The 18,817-nt window shown below is 62.5% G+C and carries 15 protein-coding genes; 8 read left to right on the forward strand and 7 right to left on the reverse strand.

What is annotated here, in order from left to right:
- Window positions 1-26 precede the first annotated feature (26 nt).
- Window positions 27-497 (forward strand): GatB/YqeY domain-containing protein, encoded by a 471-nt coding sequence (locus PB2503_RS12550; protein WP_013301630.1) that lies wholly within the window; start codon window positions 27-29, stop codon window positions 495-497.
- Between the two features lie 58 nt (window positions 498-555).
- On the opposite strand, the gene PB2503_RS12555 is transcribed toward PB2503_RS12550, so the two are convergent.
- Together PB2503_RS12555 and PB2503_RS12560 are read right to left on the reverse strand one after the other, a co-directional pair.
- Window positions 556-2,409 (reverse strand): hypothetical protein, encoded by a 1,854-nt coding sequence (locus PB2503_RS12555; RefSeq protein ID WP_013301631.1) that lies wholly within the window; start codon window positions 2,407-2,409, stop codon window positions 556-558.
- Between the two features lie 144 nt (window positions 2,410-2,553).
- Window positions 2,554-3,885 carry an ammonium transporter family protein gene (locus PB2503_RS12560; protein WP_013301632.1) on the reverse strand — a complete coding sequence of 444 codons (1,332 nt, stop codon included), beginning with the start codon at window positions 3,883-3,885 and terminating at the stop codon, window positions 2,554-2,556.
- A 352-nt stretch (window positions 3,886-4,237) separates the two neighbouring features.
- Here PB2503_RS12560 and dnaG point away from each other — a divergent pair, with 352 nt between their 5' ends.
- Genes dnaG through PB2503_RS12575 form a run of 3 tightly spaced genes read left to right on the forward strand, consistent with a single transcriptional unit; the run spans window position 4,238 to window position 8,635 of the window.
- Entirely contained in the window at window positions 4,238-6,115 is a 1,878-nt protein-coding gene (dnaG, locus tag PB2503_RS12565; RefSeq protein WP_013301633.1) for a DNA primase, read from the forward strand.
- A gap of 49 nt (window positions 6,116-6,164) precedes the next feature.
- Window positions 6,165-8,117 carry an RNA polymerase sigma factor RpoD gene (rpoD, locus tag PB2503_RS12570; protein ID WP_013301634.1) on the forward strand — a complete coding sequence of 651 codons (1,953 nt, stop codon included), beginning with the start codon at window positions 6,165-6,167 and terminating at the stop codon, window positions 8,115-8,117.
- Window positions 8,118-8,134: 17 nt separating this feature from the next.
- A complete protein-coding gene (locus PB2503_RS12575; RefSeq protein WP_013301635.1) occupies window positions 8,135-8,635 on the forward strand; it encodes a hypothetical protein in 501 nt (166 codons plus the stop codon).
- Window positions 8,636-9,029: 394 nt separating this feature from the next.
- Here the strand turns inward: PB2503_RS12575 and PB2503_RS12585 are convergent, their stop codons facing one another.
- Genes PB2503_RS12585 through PB2503_RS12595 form a run of 3 tightly spaced genes read right to left on the reverse strand, consistent with a single transcriptional unit; the run spans window position 9,030 to window position 12,470 of the window.
- On the reverse strand, window positions 9,030-9,746 hold the full coding sequence (locus PB2503_RS12585; protein WP_013301637.1) for an N-acetylmuramoyl-L-alanine amidase: 717 nt from the start codon (window positions 9,744-9,746) through the stop codon (window positions 9,030-9,032).
- Window positions 9,730-10,680: a DMT family transporter gene (locus PB2503_RS12590; protein ID WP_013301638.1), complete on the reverse strand. Its 951-nt coding sequence runs from the start codon at window positions 10,678-10,680 to the stop codon at window positions 9,730-9,732. The genes PB2503_RS12585 and PB2503_RS12590 overlap by 17 nt, the downstream gene beginning before the upstream one ends.
- Window positions 10,677-12,470 (reverse strand): ABC transporter ATP-binding protein, encoded by a 1,794-nt coding sequence (locus tag PB2503_RS12595; RefSeq protein WP_013301639.1) that lies wholly within the window; start codon window positions 12,468-12,470, stop codon window positions 10,677-10,679. The genes PB2503_RS12590 and PB2503_RS12595 overlap by 4 nt, the downstream gene beginning before the upstream one ends.
- 63 nt (window positions 12,471-12,533) lie before the next feature.
- On the opposite strand from PB2503_RS12595, the gene PB2503_RS12600 reads away from it, so the two are divergent.
- From PB2503_RS12600 to PB2503_RS12615, 4 genes are read left to right on the forward strand one after another with little or no spacing between them, the layout of a single operon-like run.
- Entirely contained in the window at window positions 12,534-13,286 is a 753-nt protein-coding gene (locus tag PB2503_RS12600) for a lysophospholipid acyltransferase family protein (protein WP_013301640.1), read from the forward strand.
- A 4-nt stretch (window positions 13,287-13,290) separates the two neighbouring features.
- Window positions 13,291-14,604 carry a 3-deoxy-D-manno-octulosonic acid transferase gene (locus tag PB2503_RS12605; protein WP_013301641.1) on the forward strand — a complete coding sequence of 438 codons (1,314 nt, stop codon included), beginning with the start codon at window positions 13,291-13,293 and terminating at the stop codon, window positions 14,602-14,604.
- Window positions 14,601-15,581 carry a tetraacyldisaccharide 4'-kinase gene (gene lpxK / locus PB2503_RS12610; RefSeq protein WP_013301642.1) on the forward strand — a complete coding sequence of 327 codons (981 nt, stop codon included), beginning with the start codon at window positions 14,601-14,603 and terminating at the stop codon, window positions 15,579-15,581. Before PB2503_RS12605 ends, lpxK begins: the two co-directional genes overlap by 4 nt.
- Window positions 15,578-16,528, forward strand: coding sequence for a lysophospholipid acyltransferase family protein (locus PB2503_RS12615; RefSeq protein ID WP_013301643.1), 951 nt, complete (start codon window positions 15,578-15,580; stop codon window positions 16,526-16,528). The genes lpxK and PB2503_RS12615 overlap by 4 nt, the downstream gene beginning before the upstream one ends.
- Window positions 16,529-16,548: 20 nt before the next feature.
- Here PB2503_RS12615 and PB2503_RS12620 read toward each other — a convergent pair whose 3' ends face one another.
- Both PB2503_RS12620 and PB2503_RS12625 read right to left on the reverse strand, forming a co-directional pair.
- Window positions 16,549-18,003, reverse strand: a complete 1,455-nt coding sequence (locus PB2503_RS12620; RefSeq protein ID WP_013301644.1) for a dihydrolipoyl dehydrogenase family protein — start codon at window positions 18,001-18,003, stop codon at window positions 16,549-16,551.
- A 3-nt stretch (window positions 18,004-18,006) separates the two neighbouring features.
- Complete coding sequence (locus PB2503_RS12625) at window positions 18,007-18,762, reverse strand: TVP38/TMEM64 family protein (protein ID WP_013301645.1); 756 nt, start codon at window positions 18,760-18,762, stop codon at window positions 18,007-18,009.
- Window positions 18,763-18,817 lie beyond the last annotated feature (55 nt).

An 18,817-nucleotide genomic window follows, 5' to 3' on the forward strand; every position in this document is an offset into this window, starting at 1 on the left:
GCGCATCGCGCCCGCGCAGTAACGGTATGGTTTTGACACTGGTTGATAAAATCACCGCCGACTTAAAAACGGCGATGAAGGCGAAGGACGACAAGATTCGGGTCTCCACCCTGCGGCTGATCGTTGCGGCCCTTAAGGACCGCGACATTGCGGCAAGGGCGAACGATCAGTGCTGCGGCCTGAAGGACGATGACGTCCTCGCCATCCTGACCAAAATGGTGAAACAGCGTGAGGAGTCCGCCAAGACCTATGAAGAGGCCGGGCGGATCGAACTGGCCGAACAGGAACGGGAAGAAATCGAGGTCATCAGGACCTATCTCCCCGCGCAGCTCTCCGATACCGAGATCGACAGCGCCGTTGAGATGGTCATCGACGACCTTGACGCCGATGGTCTGAAAGATATGGGGCGCTGCATGGGGGCCCTGAAACAGCGCTATCAGGGGGCGATGGACTTCTCCAAAGCCAATCAGCGGGTGAAAGAGCGGCTTTCTCAATAGGATAACCGCCGCCTCAGCAGCAGGACGGACCCATTGATGTGAGGGGTAGCGGTGCCCCCTATTGGGGGTCACCCCCATCCTCAGCCGCGCGGGCGATAGCCGCAGCATTCCCCTCGCGGGGGCGAGCGGTGTTGAGGCTGTTCCAATAGGCGGAGGGGGCCAAGGGACGCGGGGCGCGACGCGTCTCGACCTCCGGCGGCGGCGATTTGGCTGGTCGCTCGGGCGCCCCGTATCGGCGTTGGGGCGCGACAGCGCCCGCTCGGATATTGCCGCGCCAGTCAGCCGAGGGCACAGCCCCTTTCCCGGTGATTTCAGCGGGCGTGTCAGGCAGCAGTAAAGACGTCATTTTCGCAAGCCCCGAAGGCTCGAACCGGTAGAGGTCATACATCCGTCGGAAGGCGCGGGTTCGGTGTCGGCCGAAACGGTGGCGCAAATGTTTGAGCGCGCCCTCCGCGCGCATCCGCCGCCGAACGGGCTTGAGCAGCCCCTGATCCGAAAGAACCATGGCAAACAAGGTCAGGCCCCGTTGGGCGGGCTCTAACGGCACCTCGCCCGCACTCTCGACCGGCAGGGCGAGGTGATAGGCCCCACGCCAATAGAAAGTGTGCTCGAGGAGATCGGTGTGGGTCGGCACCGACTGGCCCTGTCGGCCCTCGGCCAGCGCTTGGAGGGCTTCTGGACTATCGAGCCATTGGGCTGCATCCCCCGGCGCCCGGCGCCCTGGCCCCTCACCGGGCCGCACGGAGAGCAGCAGGATAAAGAGATCCACCGCCAACGCGATGAGCAGCGGCACGGCATCCCGCAGGGAGAGCCCCGGACCTCGCCCAAGACCCAGCGGCGCCACGATGCTGGTCCCTAATTTACCGAAGGCGGCGACAGTGGCATCGGCCCCCAGAGGCACATCGAAGGTGATGGTCGGCAGGGGAGGCATGGACGCCAAGGTGGCGGCGGCCTGGGTCATGGCGACCTCAAGGGCGGGATCGGGACAGGTGAAGACGATCCCCGCATCGTCGATCGGCCCCTGACCGAGGGCAATTCGCGCCCTTAGCGTTTCAATCGCGCCATTGACCGCGGAACTGTTGCGGAAGGCATCGTAGCGGTCGGCGGCGCGGATGAGCGTACGCTCGGTCGCCTCGAGAATGGCGTGGGCCTCGCTCGCGCTTAAATGACCGAAGCGCTCAGGCCCCAATTCGGCCAGATAGGAATCAAGCTGCGCTTTTTGCGCATAAAGACTGTCTGCGGCGAGCGGACGGCTGACGGCGCGCGGATCCGCCCCCGCAGGGAGGGGCCTCGGCGCGGGGCCGAGCTGGGCCGCAATTCGGGAGCGGAGCGCCTGCATGGTTTCCGCATCGGCCCGTCTGAGCCGATAGCGGGGGCCAGTTCCCGCCCCGCCGGTGTCCCCACAGGTGCCCCCCTCTTCCGCTTCGGTCGTCGCCCGGTCGGCGGACAGGGCAGCCACGTCATTCAGGGCCATCATGGCCGCGTCGAGCTGCGCGAAATTGGTGGAGAGCGCCCTCGCCACATCGTCGGTCTGCGCCGCCGCCACCCGCTGCGCCGAGGCGCGGGATTCGATGTGAGTCCAGTAAAAGCCGAATCCGAAACCGACCGAGATCGCCGTCAGAAGAAGATAGCCGCCAATAAAAGCCGGGAGCCACAGACCCGTGCGTCGGTCACGGATCATCGACAATGTCCAGGAGATCAGAAGGGTGAGGACCGCCACGGCAAAGGCAATGGTGAGGGTCAGTCCGATCCCGGGGGCCCGATTGCCGGCACTGATCAACGCCAACAACCCGCTGGTTGTGGACCACCATGAGAGAAGGAGCAGCGCCCCCAGAAGACCGGTGCGAATACGATCCTCATTTAAGATGAGGTGATGTCCCGCCTGACGGCACCTGTCCAGCAGACCCGACATGATTTGCCCCAATAACCAGCGCCCACCGCAACGCCGCCAGTCCACCTTTGTACCTTGGACGAAAAAGGCCGGACGTTCCAGTCCGGCCTTTGGTTTTCCCGTGAAAGAGAGGGCGGGGCAACGCCCCGCCCAAGGCAAATTGCCTTATTCGGCCGGCACGTTGACCGGGACGAAATCATATCCCGGCGCGCCGGTTTCGGCGAGGTCAAGACCGATCTCTTCCTCCGCCTCGCTCGACCGAATGCCGATCGTAAAGCGCAGCAGGAACCACAGGACGAGGCTGGTGCCGAACACGAAGATCGCATTGGCCGCCACACCGGTCGCCTGGGCACCGATCGAAATATCGGTGTTCGAGAACGGTACGATCAACGTCCCCCAAATCCCGCAGAACAAGTGCGCGGGAATAGCCCCGACAACGTCGTCGATCTTGAGGCTCTCAAGCAGCGGCATCGTCAGGAAGACGATGACCCCGCCGACACTCCCGACGATTACCGCCGTCAGGATCGGCGTGCCGAGGAGCGGTGCAGGGATCAGCGGCTCAGCCGTGATCGACACCAAGCCCCCGATTGCCCCGTTGAGGACCATCGGCAGGTTTATCTTGCCGAGGAGCAAGGTCGACAGGATGAGCACAGTCACAACGCCCGCGGCTGCGGCCATATTGGTATGGACGAAGATATCGGACACGGCGACCGCGTCGCTGATCGACCCCATGGCGAGCTGCGAGCCGCCGTTGAAGCCGAACCAGCCGAGCCACAGGATGAACGTCCCGAGGGTCGCGAGCGGCATGGACGAGCCATAAAAGGCCACCGGGCTGCCGTCACTGGTGAAGCGACCGGTCCGTGCCCCAAGGGCGAGCGCCCCCGCCAAAGCGGCCCATCCGCCGGTGGCGTGTACAAGGGTCGACCCAGCGAAATCAGAGAAGCCAAGCTCGGAGAGCCAGCCGCCGCCCCACTGCCAGCTGGCTTGGATCGGATAGATGAAGCCGGTCAGAACAGCGGTGAAGATAAAGAACGGCCAAACCCGGATCCGCTCGGCGAGCGTCCCCGAAACGATCGATGCCGCCGTCGCGACGAACACCATCTGGAAGAACCAGTCGGACGATGCCGAATAGCCCACATCCAGCGGCGCAGAATCGTCCGCCGACCACACAGCGAGCGAACCGATATAGCCGCCAGCCTCGCCGCCATAGATCAAATTATAGCCGCAGAGCCAAACCATCAGGCCGGCAATCGCATAAAGCGAGATGTTTTTCAGACAGATCGCCGCAACGTTCTTGGACCGCACGGATCCTGCCTCGAGCATGCAAAAGCCCGCCGACATGAACATCACGACCATCCCCATGATGAGGAAAAGTAGCGTGTTAAAGATAAACACCGTATCCGGTGCTGGTGCCCCGTCTTGCGCGACAGCCGGTGCGATTGCCACCGATGCCACCGAAGCTGTCGCGAGGATCCGCGAGAGCCGTGCATTAACCATTTCTGCCCCTCCGTGCTATTATGGCCTATCGATTCTGCCAGCCGACCTTAGGAGATCGGCAATGCAGCAAACGCAGATTGAACATAAAATCTGGCCTCTGTCTGCACTTTCGATAAAATTTGCTTCATAAATGTGCGCCGCAGCATAATCTCGCGCCGTTAAGATGACCGACGCCTCCGCCAAGTTAACGATATAACATCCGATAGCGCTTAGCTTTTCCCCCCAACCGTTCTCACCGGTCTGTGACGAGAAAAATTTTTGGCGCCGGGTGACCCTTCGGGGAAAGGTTTACCTTAATCCAAGCGGCGCGCCCCTCGCTCTCGACAGCCAAGGCGCGTAATGTCCTAGGCCGATGACACGCTTCACCCCGCAATTCCTCGACGAAATCCGTGCCCGGCTCCGCGCCTCGGACGTGATCGGCCGAACGGTGAAATTAACCAAGGAAGGCCGGGAATTCCGCGGCCTGTCGCCCTTCACTCAAGAAAAAACCCCAAGCTTTTTCGTGAATGACGAGAAGGGGAAGTTCTTTGATTTTTCGGCGGGCAAGTCTGGCGACATCATCGGCTTTTTGATGGAGACGCAAAATCTGGCCTTTCCCGAAGCGGTGGCGAGCCTTGCCGAGCTCGCCGGGCTCGACCTGCCCAAGAGCAGTCCAGAGGAGGAGGAACGGGCACGCAGCGCCAAGGGCGTGGCGGAGGCCAATCTCGAAGCGGCAAAATTCTTTCGTGAGCAGCTTACCCGTAAACCCGGCAAACACGCCCTCGCCTATCTAGAGCAACGCGGTGTCGGAGCGGCGGCACGCGGGGCTTTTGGGCTCGGCTATGCCCCCGGTGATCGGACAGCCCTTCGCGACACGTTAATGGAGAAAGGCTTCGACCTTTCCTGTCTGGTCGACGCGGGATTGGTGATTCGTCCCGACGACGGCGAGCCATATGATAAATTCCGTGATCGGGTGATGTTCCCGATCCTGTCCCGCGGCAAAGTCATCGCCTTTGGCGGTCGTGCGCTCTCCAGATCCGTGTCGGCGAAATATATGAATTCGCCGGAGACCGTCCTCTTCCATAAATCGGCGACTTTGTACGGTTATGACCGCGCGCGGAAAAAGCTTAAGGACGATACCCCGCTTCTTCTGGCCGAAGGCTATATGGACGTGATCGCCCTTGATGAGGCGGGGTATGCGGCGGTCGCCCCCCTCGGCACCGCGGTGACCGAGGCGCAACTGGGCCTTTTATGGCGGGTGTGCGATGAGCCCGTGGTCTGCCTCGACGGTGACCGGGCCGGGCAAAAGGCGGCCTTCCGGGTCATTGATCGCGCCCTCCCCTTGCTTGCGCCGGGGAAATCGCTTCGCTTCGCTTTTTTGCCGGAGGGGAAAGACCCCGACGACGTTCTGCGCGGCGACGGGGCCAAGGCCATGGCCCAGATCGTGGCCGCCGCCCGCCCCCTGGCGGAGGTACTTTGGGCCCATGAAACCGAGGCGCACCCCCAAACGACCCCCGAGCAGGTCGCCGGTTTCAGGCGCCATCTGCGCGATCGATTGGCGCAAATTCAGGATATCGACGTTCGGCGGGCCTATCAGCACTTCTTCACCGATAAATTGCGCGCCGAGAATGGCGCCGCCGGGCCCCGGACGGGGGGCCGCCCGCCTGCGGCCGGATGGCGGCCCGAGGGGGCGCGCGGCCGACCGTCCTCGGGGGGGTTTAGACCCTTCGCCCCGCCCCTCTCGGTGAGCCCGGCGCTAAAGGCGGTCAATCTCAACCGGACCGATGCGCGCACCGTGACAGAAGCGCTCCTGGTCCTGACCCTGGTCTTCCACCCAAGCCTCTTCAAAACCTGCGAAGATGAGATTTTCGCGCTGGAGCTGGTCGACCCGAACCTCAGCGCCCTTCTGGGCCACCTTGTCAGCTTCGTCGTCGAGTGTGAAACGCTTGACAGGGAAAGTCTGGAAAACCACATCTCCAGAGTCGAGAAGCATCAACTTACCTTTGCTCATTGGCGGGACCACAAGCGGCTCCGGTTGGAGCGGTTTCTACGTCCCGAAACGGATGATGATCAGGCACGGCAAGGTTGGCTCAATGCGTTATCGAAACATCGTTTCGACGGAGAGTTGGCGGCAGAGGTCGATGAAGCGGCGCGGTCAGCCTACAGGACCGTCGATGAGGAAAGACTTTGGCGCGAGGTGATCCGTCACCGGACGCGATTGGTGAATGATAGTAAGCCAGACGGCGGTTGAACTTCGGGGCGGCTCAGCCCAAAGTTCCCGTCCTCCAATAGGGATCCGGATGAGTAAAACGAATCAGGCCGTCACCGAAGAGGCAGATCGCCCCGTCCTCGATCTTAATCTCGCTTCTGTGAAGAAGATGATCGATGCTGCGAAAAAGCGCGGCTATGTCACCTATGATCAGCTGAATGCTGCCCTTCCCGAGAGTGAATACACCTCCGAACAGATCGAAGATATTATGACGAAGCTCTCCGATATGGGGATCAACGTCACGGAGGATGACGAAGACGGCGGGGACGGCGACGCCGACGAAGAGGGCGGGGAAAAGGCCCAGAGCTCGGCCGTCGTCAAAAAAGAATCGTCGGCAACTGTCGCCACCAACACCAAAGCCGACAGTGACCGTACCGATGATCCCGTCCGCATGTATTTGCGGGAAATGGGCGCGGTCGAATTGCTCTCCCGCGAGGGCGAAATCGCCATCGCCAAACGTATCGAGGCCGGGCGGGAATCAATGATTCGCGCCCTCTGTGAGAGCTCACTGACCTTTGAGGCGATCACCGTGTGGCGAGAGGAGCTCGAGGAAGGACGCGTCCTTCTGCGCGACATCATCGACCTCGACGCCACCTATGATGGGGGCCCTGAATCCAAGCCCGACATGACCAAGCCCGAAGTCGCGGAGGCGGTGCAGCGGGAGCAGGAAGAGCGCGCGGCCCAAGGGCTCGACGATGAGGATATCGACGAGGGTGACCTCTCGCTCTCCGCCAAGGAAGCGGAACTGCGCGAAGGGGTCATGGATACCTTTAGCGAGATCGCCGAGGACTTCAAAAAACTCCGTCGCTTGCAGGATATCCAGATCGAGCAGCAATTGAGCGGTGAAGATCTCAGCGACAGTCAGCTCAAGCGGTTGCGGAAATTACAGAAGGATATCGTCGAGCGGGTTCGCTCCGTGCGCCTTCACAACCACCGGATCGAGGCGCTCGTCGAGCAGCTCTATGAGATCAACCGGTCACTCATGGCCCTGGAAGGTCGCCTGGTCCGCCTCGCCGACAGCTATGGGGTCAACCGTCAGGATTTCCTGACCTCCTATCTGGGCTATGAACTCGATCCTGAATGGCTTGACCGGGTGTCGGCCATGGATGGCCGTGGCTGGACCCAGTTCACCACAAAAGGCCGCGACCAGATCGTCGATCTCCGTGAGAATATCGGTCAACTGGCGCAGGAAACAGGCTTGACGGTCAAGGACTTCCGCCGAATTGTTCAGACCGTGCAAAAGGGTGAGCGCGAAGCGCGAATCGCCAAGAAAGAGATGATTGAGGCCAATCTGCGCTTGGTCATTTCCATCGCCAAAAAATACACCAATCGCGGCTTGCAGTTCCTCGACCTCATTCAGGAAGGCAATATCGGCCTCATGAAAGCGGTCGATAAGTTCGAATATCGCCGCGGATATAAATTTTCGACCTACGCCACCTGGTGGATTCGTCAGGCCATTACCCGGTCGATCGCCGATCAGGCGCGGACGATCCGTATCCCCGTGCACATGATCGAAACGATCAACAAGATTGTCCGAACATCCCGTCAGATCCTCAACGAGATTGGGCGGGAACCCACCCCCGAAGAGCTTGCGGCCAAGCTCTCAATGCCCCTCGAAAAGGTGCGCAAGGTGATGAAAATCGCCAAGGAGCCGATCTCCCTCGAAACGCCGATCGGCGACGAGGAAGACAGCCATTTGGGAGATTTCATCGAGGACAAGAATGCGATCCTGCCCATCGATGCGGCGATCCAGTCCAATCTCCGGGAGACCACCACGCGGGTGCTCGCCTCTCTGACCCCCCGCGAAGAGCGGGTGCTGCGTATGAGATTTGGCATCGGAATGAACACCGATCACACTCTCGAAGAGGTAGGCCAACAATTTTCGGTCACGCGGGAGCGAATCCGGCAAATTGAGGCTAAAGCGTTGCGTAAGTTGAAGCATCCGTCCCGCTCAAGAAAGTTGAGGAGCTTCCTCGACAATTAAGGGCAGAAAGGCGCCTTATGGTGTTGCGCAAGGACCTTCTTGAGTTTCCGTCATCAGCCCATTCAGGCGCTCATTCTCCCTATACCGAGGACGAGACGCACCGAGCGTTGCCAGCGCCGGTCGCCCCGGTAATGCCGCTTGTCCCCGCCCTGCCGTTCGACCCGATGGGCTTTTACGCCGCTTGGATGCGGCAGGTCACCGAAGCGCTGCGCGTGTTCAGCGTCGGCGATATCAATATTTACTTCCCCTTCGGCAGTAATTTCACGCTCAACGCCGATCCCACCACGTCCTGGGGGTGGCTCTACGGCATGGCCACACCGCGCCCCCATACCGAGGAGCGGATCGTGCGAGAGGTGGCCAGCTATGGCAAGCAATTGGGCTGGATGATGGACATGCTTCTGCCCTTGGCCGAGCGGTCGGACGATATACCGGACGAGGATGTCGAGGCGTTGCGAAAAATGCGCGACGATATCGACCGTATCAAGGACGAAGAAGAGCGCGCCGGACGGACCGCCTAGGGAAGACGAGAAGCGCCGGCCGTTATGTCCTGTCCGATCAGCCCCTTGTGAGATCGGCGGATGGTAGACACCGCCGTTATGGCGGCGGATAAGCGCGCCCTGAGAGTGACGGATGAGGAGCGGTAATCGCAATGGTGTCATCTTGGCCCCGACGGGGACGGCCTGACAGCAAGGGACCTGGACCGAAGGGACGGGGTAAAACGGCGACACTGCTCGGGGGGAGCATTTTCGCGGTCATCGTCCTTTGGGCTCTTTGGCACGGCGTTGTGGGCCCGCGCGTCATCGCCCCCACGCCGGGGATCCCCTATGACCAGGCGCCAGCTCCCGATCCGAATCGCGCACCGCCCACCGAAGATCAGGACACCCCCACGCCTCTTTAAAATGCCCGCCGCGGTCAAGGCCCTGGGCGAAGACGTTCAGCGATCACCTGGCCGTGTACCCACCTGATCGCCTGGCGCGTCGCTGGTGACAGGGCCTGTCCGAGGAGACGCGGCGCGAAGCGGCGCTGAAAGGCCAGAACCGCAGGAACGGGGAAACTACGATCGAGCCCGTAGCCGATCTCGGTCAACTGGGTCAGGCTGTCATCATAGTCCGGGGGCGGCGGATCCTCCCCTGGGTGCCACTGACCGATGGCGAGGCGAGAGGCGGCAAGTCGGTCCCAGGGAAAGCGCTCCCCCGGATCGTCCTTGCGGGCCGGGGCGAGGTCTGAATGGGCAATCGCCGCAAGGGGGCCAAGACGGTGACGGCGATAGATCTCCGTCATCAGACCGATCAGGGCGTCGATTTGGAGATCGGGGAAATCCTCATACCCCCATAAATGACCCTTATTGACGATTTCGATGCCGATCGACGCGGAATTGACATCACGAACCGGCCCCCAGGCGCCAAGGCCTGCATGATGCGCCCGGTCCTTTTCGTCCACAAGCCGGACAATCCGGCCGTCTTGCTCGATGAAATAGTGTGAGGATACCCCCGCCTCGGGGTCGCGCAACCGGTCGAGCGCCTCCTCGGCGCTGGGCATTCCGGTATAATGAAGCACGACCAGCGTAATCGGTGTCCCCTCCCGGCTGGAATAGTTAGGAGAGGGAAGATCCTCAATCGGAACGGACATGACTAGGCTCCTGTATCCGTACGCCCTCGGGTCCCCCCACGGGAAGCGAGGCTTCGGTGGTTGCTTTTTTGGCACTGCGGATGGCGATAATCCCGACTCCGAGAAGGGTTAGCGCGCCCCCCACGATCAGACGAGCGGTCAGGGGTTCATCGAGGAAGAGCGTTCCTGCGGTCACGGCGATCACGGTGGTCAGAACACCTGAGGGCGCAAGAACAGTGACATCGACCCGCTGTAGCAGCCAGTAATAAGAGGCGTGCCCCATGATCGACGCGCCAATCGCTGAATAGATCAGGGCAGAGACAAATCCGCCCGTTGCGAGATTGGGAATAGCGTCAGGGACCTGATCACCGATGAGGACTATCGTCAGCCCCCAGCTCACCACCCCCCCCACGACCCCAAACCACGCAAGAAGCTGTAAGGCACTAACCCCATGGACGCGCTTGATCAGGATCGCCCCCAAGGCCTCACAAAAAGCGCCGGCGATAAGCAGGACCGCGCCAAGCGGAAGATTGGTGGCGCCGCTCATCGCCTCGCCCTCCCCCGTCACAATGATCACCGCGCCAAGAACCGCCAAGGCAGCGCCGGTGCCACGGCGCCAACCGACCCGCTCGCCGAGCAGGAGTATCGAGAGCCCCATCGCAATGGGGACGTAAAGCTCCACCAGCAGTGCCCCAACGCCTGCCGGCACAAATCGCAGGCCATTGAACAAAAAGGCGTAATTGAACCCACCGAAACATAGTCCAGCCACGAGGATCGGCCGCATCCGTCCCTTGTGCCAGCGTAGAAAGGGAATCAGGAGCACCGCAACAAGGCTCATCCGTAGAGCGACATAGAGGAGGGCCGGCACGTCATCGACGGTGGCCCGTACGACAACGATATGCAGCCCCCAAAGGGTGCAGACCATCAGGAGAACGGCACCGCGAAAAGGGGTCACGTGGCCTCTCCGAACTGGAGGGCCGCCAGACGCGCATAAAGCCCCCCTTTGGCCACAAGCTCGGCATGGGTGCCGGTCTCGACGATCTGGCCCCGGTCCATCACACAGATCAGATCGGCGTCGCAGACGGTGGACAGGCGATGGGCAATAACCAGCGTGGTCCGCCCCGCCGCAAGACGCTTGAGCGCCTCGTCGATCAGGCGTTCGCTTTCCGCATCGAGAGCAGCGGTCGCTTCGTCAAGGAGGAGGATGGGCGCATCCTTCAAAAAGGCCCGCGCCAGGGCCACGCGCTGGCGTTGACCACCGGAAAGCTTCTCGCCCCGCTCGCCCACCGGGGTTTGATACCCTTGCGGGAGGGCTTCGATAAAATCATGCGCGGCTGCCGCAACGGCCGCCGCCTTGAGGGCCTCATCATCAGCGTCCGCGCGCCCAAAGCGGATATTCGCCCCCACCGTGTCATCGAATAACACCGCATCCTGAGAAACAAGCGCGATGGCATCGCGTATAGAGGCCAGCGTAACACTGTCGATCGCTTGTCCAGCGATCAGTATGCGACCCGATTCGGCTTCATAAAGCCGGGGGATAAGGCCGAAGAGCGAGGATTTCCCCGCCCCACTCGGCCCCACCAGGGCAACGGTCGCCCCGGCCGGGACCGTCAGGTCGATCCCGCGCAGGATCGGCTCCCCCTCTCGATAGGCGAAATGAACCCCCTCGAAGCGGATGTCCGGCGGCCCCGCGGGTAAAGACAGTGATCTGGCGCCGGGGCGATCGGTGATGGTCGGGCGACGGTCGAGGACGTCGAACATCCGTTCGAGGGCGGAGAATCCCTCCTGCAAGGCGGCGTTCAATGTCCCAAGCCCCCTGGCGGGGGCTGAGAGGAGGGCCATGGCGACCAGAAAGGCGACGAGATCCGCCCCCGACATCAGGCCCGCATCAATCCGAAAAGCAGCGATTCCAATGATTGCAGCGATCGCCACCGCCCCGATCACCGTGATCACCGGCTCATTGGCGGCGTTGATTCGCAACAGGCGGTGGAGCAACCGATGACGCTCCTCGAAGGCCTCGCCAAGGCGCCGGCGCTCATAATCTTCGAGCCGATAGCTCGTGATCATGCGGCGTCCCTGGACACTTTCGGTCAAAACGCCGGTCAGCTCTCCGATTTGCCGTTGAACATGACGCCCCAAATGCCTGATCCGCTTGCCAAGCCACGTCACAGGAAGCCCCACCACGGGGTAGATGAGGAGGACGGCCAGAAACAGGATCGGGTCCAACACAACCAGCGCCACGACGATCCCGATCAGCCGGACCCCATCCCGCACCCCATTCGGGGCGCGAACAAGAGAGGTTCGCAGCACCGCCATGTCATTGGTGAAGCGCGAGACGAGGGGCCCCGCGCCATCCCCTTCGGTCTGGGCGAGGTCGAGGGTCAGGATGCGATCATACATCTTTTGCTGCACATCGCGCATCAAACTGATGCCAATTCCCTGGCTCGTGACGACTTGGCCATAGAACACCGCCGCCTGAAACAGACCGAGCACAAGGATGAGAACGGGGCCCCAGACCACCACATCGGCGGCATTGGCGGTAAAACGGCTCTCCTCGGTGGGCGATAGCCCCGCGAAAATCCACTGGGTCGCGAGAATGAAGGCAAACTCAGCCCCCGCCAGGGCCACCATAAAGCCAAAGCTGATCGCCAGTCGCCCCTTATAAGGACTGAGCGCTTCGCGCCAAAGCCTGAGGGCAAGCCGGGGCGTGGGATCGGAGGCTGACGGCGAAATGGGGTGGTCCATAGGGTTCTTTGCGTTTTTCCGCCGGACTTCGCTATAGGGAGCCGCGATGTAGCCGAGTGCGCCGTGCCCCGCAAAACCCCCTCCTCTCCCTCCTTTCGGCAGCGCCTTCTGACCCGAGCAATTTGGGCCTATATTCGGCTGGTCGAGGGCCTCGTGCGCTGGGATCGGGTGGGCCATGAGCATTATCAATCGCTGATCGCCTCCGGCGCCCCGTTCATCTGTGCCTTTTGGCACGCGCGGCTGATGATGATGCCCATCATCCAACGGCAACAGGGCCGCCCCCTCGCGGTACTGGTCTCCGAGCACCGGGATGGCGAAATGATCGCCCAGGTCATGACCCATTTTTCGATCGACACACGACGCGGCTCGGGCGCCGACCCCCGCAAGCCGGAGAAAAACAAGGGGGGCGCGTCGGCGCTCAAAGCCCTGACCCGCATCCTCAAGGAGGGGAAGAATGCCGGGATCACCCCTGACGGCCCCCGGGGACCACGCCGACAAGCCCAGGGAGGAGCCGCCCAGCTCAGCCGTCTCAGCGGTGCCCCCATCATCCCCATTGCTATCAGCGTCCGTTGGGGTCTTCGGCTCAACAGTTGGGATCGCTTCCTCATCCCCCTCCCCGTCCCCTTCGGCAAGGGCGCCATCGTCTTCGGCCCGCCCCTGACCATTCCTCGCACCGGTCTATCCATCGATGCCGCCTCCCGCCGGATTACCGACGCCCTCAATCAGGTCACCGACGAGGCGGACCGACAATGCGGACGCAACCTTGAAGATCTTGGCGACCGCCGTGACGACCATCCTGAGACGAAGGGGACCTAAGGGAATGACCGCCGCCCCCGTCAGTCTGTCGGCGTATCGCGCCCTGACCCACTGCCTGCGTCCCCTGGCGGAGCTGATCCTGTGGCGACGGGTCCGCGCCGGGAAGGAGGAGGCCGAGCGCCTCGACGAGCGGCGTGGCCGCGCCTCTCTCCCACGGCCGGCGGGGCCGGTCATGTGGATCCACGGCGCCAGCGTCGGGGAATCGCTGTCGGCGCTTCCCCTGATTGCCCGGCTGAGGGAGGAGCGGCCGGACCTTTTTTGCCTCGTGACGACGGGCACGGTGACATCGGCGCGGCTCTTGGCCGAGCGATTACCGGAGGGGAGCTGCCACCAATATATCCCCATCGACCATCCCGTCTATGTGCACCGGTTCCTCGATCACTGGCGGCCCGATGGCGGTCTCTTCATCGAGGCAGAACTCTGGCCCGTCCTGCTCTCCGCGTGCCAACGCCGAGACATCCCGCTGGCGCTACTCAATGGTCGCCTCTCTCCAAGCGCCTTTGAGGGATGGTCGAAACGTCCCCGAGTGGCCGCCGCGCTCTATGGCGCTTTCTCCGTCCTGACGGCCCAGGATCAGGACAACGCCGCCCGCCTCACCACCCTGGCGCGACGCCCGGTCGAAAGCCCCGGCAATTTGAAGCAAGCCGCTCCGCCGCCCCCGGCGGAGCCGGCCGCCATAAGCGCCCTCAAGGCGGCAATAGGCGACCGGCCCGTGATCCTTGCCGCCAGTACCCACGCGGGAGAAGAAGAACTAATCCTCCGTGTGCACCAAGAATTGCGTGGCGATTACCCTTCACTCCTGACACTGATCGTGCCGCGTCATCCCGAACGGGGAGCCGACATCGACGCGATGATCGCCGCGAAGGGTCTCTCGGGGGGGCGGCGCTCGGTAACCCCCTGGCCGCGCCCCTCGGACGCGGTCTTCATTGCCGATACGTTGGGCGAATTGGGGCTCTTCTATCGCCTGACCGTCCCGACATTCATGGGGGGGAGCCTTGTGGACCGGGGAGGCCATAACCCGATCGAGCCTGCCCACCTGTCGGTCCCTCTCTTTGTCGGCCCCCACCTTTTCAACTTCGCGGAGACCTACGCAGCCCTCGAACAGGTCCAAGCCGTGATACAGGTCTCCGATGTGAAGACATTGGCGACGGCGATGGCCGCCGCCCTCCGCGCGCCCGCAGAGGCGAACGCCATGGGGGGAAGAGCCCGAAGCTGGGCGGAACGCGGCGGGGCCGATGTCATGGATCGCACGATCGACTATCTAGCGCCCCTTCTGCCTGCAAAGCCCCACCAGCCCACAAAGGGGGGCACCCCATGAAGCCGCCTTCCTTTTGGCAGACCCCCGAGGGACGGCCCCATCCGCTTGCCCGGGCGCTCCTGCCGATCTCGAAAGTCTATGCCGCCCGCGTCGCGGCAAAAATCGCCCGCCATCGCCCTTATCTCGCGGGCATACCGGTGATCTGCGTCGGCAATGTCACCCTGGGCGGGGTCGGCAAGACCCCGTTCACCGCCAGCCTTGCCCATCGCCTCAAACGGAGGGGACGCAGCCCGATGATCCTGATGCGCGGCTATGGCGGCCGCCTCAAGGGACCGGTGCGGGTAACGAGCACGCATGAGGCGGCGGAGGTTGGGGACGAGGCGGTCATGCTGTCCCGTGACTGGCCGGTGATCATCGCCGCCGACCGCCCCGCCGGGGCCCGGTTGGCGGTGGAGGCGGGGGCGGATGTCATCGTCATGGATGACGGCTTTCAGAATCCTAGCCTTCGCAAGGACCTCTCCTTTCTGGTGGTGGATGCCGCCGCGGGGCTCGGCAATGGTCTCGTCTTCCCGGCGGGGCCGCTGCGAGAAGCCGCCGGGGCCGCCATGGCCCGCGCCGATGCCCTGGTGATGGTCGGGGATGGTCCGGTGCCCGACGCCCTTGGGGAGATGACGGCGCCCGTCCTTCGCGCCCGACTGAGGGCGATTGTCCCTGAGACGCTGATCGGTCAACGCGCCCTCGCCTTTTGCGGGATCGGGCGGCCCCAGAAATTTTTCGACGACCTCGCCCGCCAGGGGGTCGACCTTGTCGCCACAAGGGCCTTTGCCGACCACCACCCCTATACCCAAAACGATATCGCACAGCTCAGCTCAGCCGCCGCCGCCGAGGAGGCGCTTTTGGTCACGACGAGGAAAGATCGCGCGCGATTGAGCCCCGCCTTGTGTGCCGACCTTGTCGAGGTCGATGCGCGATTCGACCTTGAAACCGAAACCCCCCTCGACCTCCTGCTCGAAACCGTTTTGAAGGACCGATCATGAGTGACACCCCCGCCCCCGCCGAGGCCCGCTGGGACGCCGATATTGCGTTGCCGGCCCCGCGCGCCAATCGCCCCGCCACGCGGATGCATCGCCTGGAGGCCTCCCTCGCGGCATGGATCCTTGAGCGGGTCGGGCGCATGCCGGTGGAGAAGGCGGCCCTCCGCCTTGGCGGCCTGTTATCAATGGTCGGCCCCATGATACTGCCGGTCCATCGGCGCGGACACCGTAATCTCAGGCTGATCTATCCCGATATGACGGCGGCGGAACGGTCCGCTATCTTGCGCGGGGCGTGGCGCAATATCGGCATGACCGTCGCCGAATTCGCGCATCTCAAAACCCTGCCCGAGCGCGTAACGGTGATCCACGGAGAACGCCTCGACGAGATCATCGAGAAAGACGCCAAGGCCGTCTTCTTTTCGGGTCATTTCGCCAATTGGGAAGCCATGGCGGTGACACTTTTCGCCCATGGCATTCGCTATGGGGTCGTCTATCGACCAGCCAATAATCCCTATGTTGACAAAATGATCATTGAGCATCGCGCCGCCGCGATGTCGCGGCGCCAGATCCCCAAAGGAAAGAAGGGCGCCCGGGAGCTATTGCAGACCCTCAAGGACGGCCTGTCGCTCTGCCTGCTGACCGATCAAAAATTGAATGACGGGATCGAGGCCCCTCTTTTAGGCCTGCCCGCCATGACGACCCAGGCCGCGGCCCGTCTCGCCCTCTCCCACGATGTCCCGCTCATCCCTTTACAAATTGTCCGCCAGCCCGGCTCTCGCTTCACCCTCACCGTGCATGAGCCGCTACGTCTTAAGAAATCCGAGAACGACAAACAGGATGTCGCCGAGCTGACCGCGATGATGAACGAACGGCTCGGCGATTTTATCCTGGAACGACCGGACCAGTGGCTGTGGTTTCATCGCCGATGGCCGAGTGAGTTGGCCGGCTGACCGCCGCGCGATCCTGCCCCTCAATCAAAACTTGCCAGCAGCCGCACCAGCATCCGCGTCCGGTCGGAAAAGAGGCTGGGGGTATAATAGGCCCCCGCCGCCCGCTTGGAGACTTCCGACAGGGTGGGATAGGGCATGATCGCCTTGGTGAAGGCACCGATCTTCAAGCCGTTTGCGACGGCCAATTGCCAGGGACCGATCAGGTCGCCGGCCTTTTTCCCGACAATGGAGGCGCCGAGAAGGCGTCCCCCCTTGCCGATCACGACTTTGATCTTCCCGCGCGTCGCCCGCTCCGCCTGGGCCCGGTCGTTCTCCTCATAGTCCCAAAGAGCGGTTGAATAGCTCTCCCCTCGCGCCTCAGCCATCTGGGCGGTGAGGCCGACATGGGCGAGTTCGGGATCGGTGTATGTGACCCATGGCGCCTCTTCCTCATGGTTCTTGCCGCCCTTGATGCCGAAGGTCAGGCGAGGGGTCTTGAAGAGGATATTCTGCACCACGAGGCTCGCATGATAGCCCGCCACATGGGTAAACTGCCGCCCGCCAGTGCAATCCCCAATCGCGTAGATACGCGGGTTCGATGTGCGCATGAATTGATCGACGGTAATGCCCTTAGGGTGGGTGGCGACCCCGGCGGTCTGAAGATCGAGCGACGCTAATGGCGGCTGTCGCCCCACGGCGATGAGTAGATGGCTGCCCGTCACCTCATAGGGGGCACCGGCCTTTGCGCCCTTCACGATGATGTGCCCCTCGGCCCCCTTGGCAACTTCATGCACTTCGGTCTGGGTTTCGAGGGTAAGGCCCTCCCCCCTCAACTCCTCGGCAAGGATAGCGACAAGCTCAGGGTCGTCCTTGGGCAGAATATCCCCCCCGCGCTCTAGGACCGTCACCTTGGCCCCAAGGCGCCGGTGGGCTTGCGCCATTTCAATCCCGATAGGGCCGCCGCCAACGACGATCAGATGGTCGGGGCATTCCTTGAGATCGAACAGCGTCTCGTTGGTCAGATAGGGGACGGTCTTCAGCCCTTCGATAGGGGGGACGAAAGGCGCTGAGCCGGTGGCGATCACGAAATGCTTGGCCCTGACCACCGTATCGCCCGCCGTGACCTCTCGGCGGCCGGTGAACCGCGCATCCTCTCGCAACACCGTACAGCCAAGGGCTTCAAAGCGGTCCTGGCTGTCATTCGGCTCGATCGCGGCAATCACGCCGTGAACGTGATCGTGAACGGCGCCATAATCGATCAGGGGATCAGCCGCCTTGATGCCGAACTTACTCGCCGTTCGGATGGTCTGGGCCACCGCCCCCGCGGCCAGGAGCGCCTTGGAGGGAACGCAGCCGAAATTGAGGCAGTCTCCCCCCATTTTGTGCCGCTCGATCAGGACGACATCGCGCCCCAATTGCGCCGCACCCGCCGCCACCGACAGCCCGCCGGAGCCGGCGCCGATAATGCAGAGATCCGTCTTAAGAAGCTTGGTCATGGGTCACTGGCCTCCGGTTGCCTTGTCGGCGAGTTTCGCAGCACGGCCACCGCCGAGGCGTTTGATGAGAATGGGCAGCGCGCCCAGGACCGCAAGGCCGATAAAGGGTATGTAGACCTGCGGCTGGGCAAAAACCGAGAGGAGACCGGCATCCTGGAGTGTCGCGCTCCCCTTTTGAATGGCATTCCCAATAGAGACGTACACGAATGAACCGGGAATGATTCCGAAAAACGTGCCGATCAGATAGTTCGTGAGCTTCACGTTCAGGACACCGGCACCGATATTGATGGCGACAAAGGGGAAGGCGGGGACCAATCTGAGCAAGAACATGTAATTGAGTTCGTCCTCTCGGAAGCCCTTCTCCATTCGGGCAAGGGCGCCGCCGGCCTGTTTCGCCAGACTATCTTTGAACACCCATTTCGCCAGGGAGAAAATGACCGTCGCGCCAATGGTGGCCGCAATCACCACGGCGATCGTTCCGATCCATTGGCCGAACAGATACCCCCCCGCGATCGTCAACAGGGTCGCCCCCGGAAAGGAGATGGCGACAAGGACGGCATAAATGGTCACAAAAGTCAGTGTCGCCACAAAAGTGTGGGCGTCGATCCAGGCGGCGAAGTCATCCAAGGCTTCGAGCCGCAAATAGTTGTGTATCCCCGCCGCATAACCGAGGGCGATAAGAAGGCCGAGCCCCCCGATGGCGAGGAGCAGGCGGCCCCGCAGGCTTTTGCCCTCGCCGGCTTGTGGTTTTTGGCTCATCTCTCTCTCCCTCTCGCCGGCCCCGCTCGCGGGCATCGACCTCTGACACGAGCCC

The organism is Parvularcula bermudensis HTCC2503 (assembly GCF_000152825.2).
In the GTDB taxonomy this organism is placed as follows: domain Bacteria; phylum Pseudomonadota; class Alphaproteobacteria; order Caulobacterales; family Parvularculaceae; genus Parvularcula; species Parvularcula bermudensis.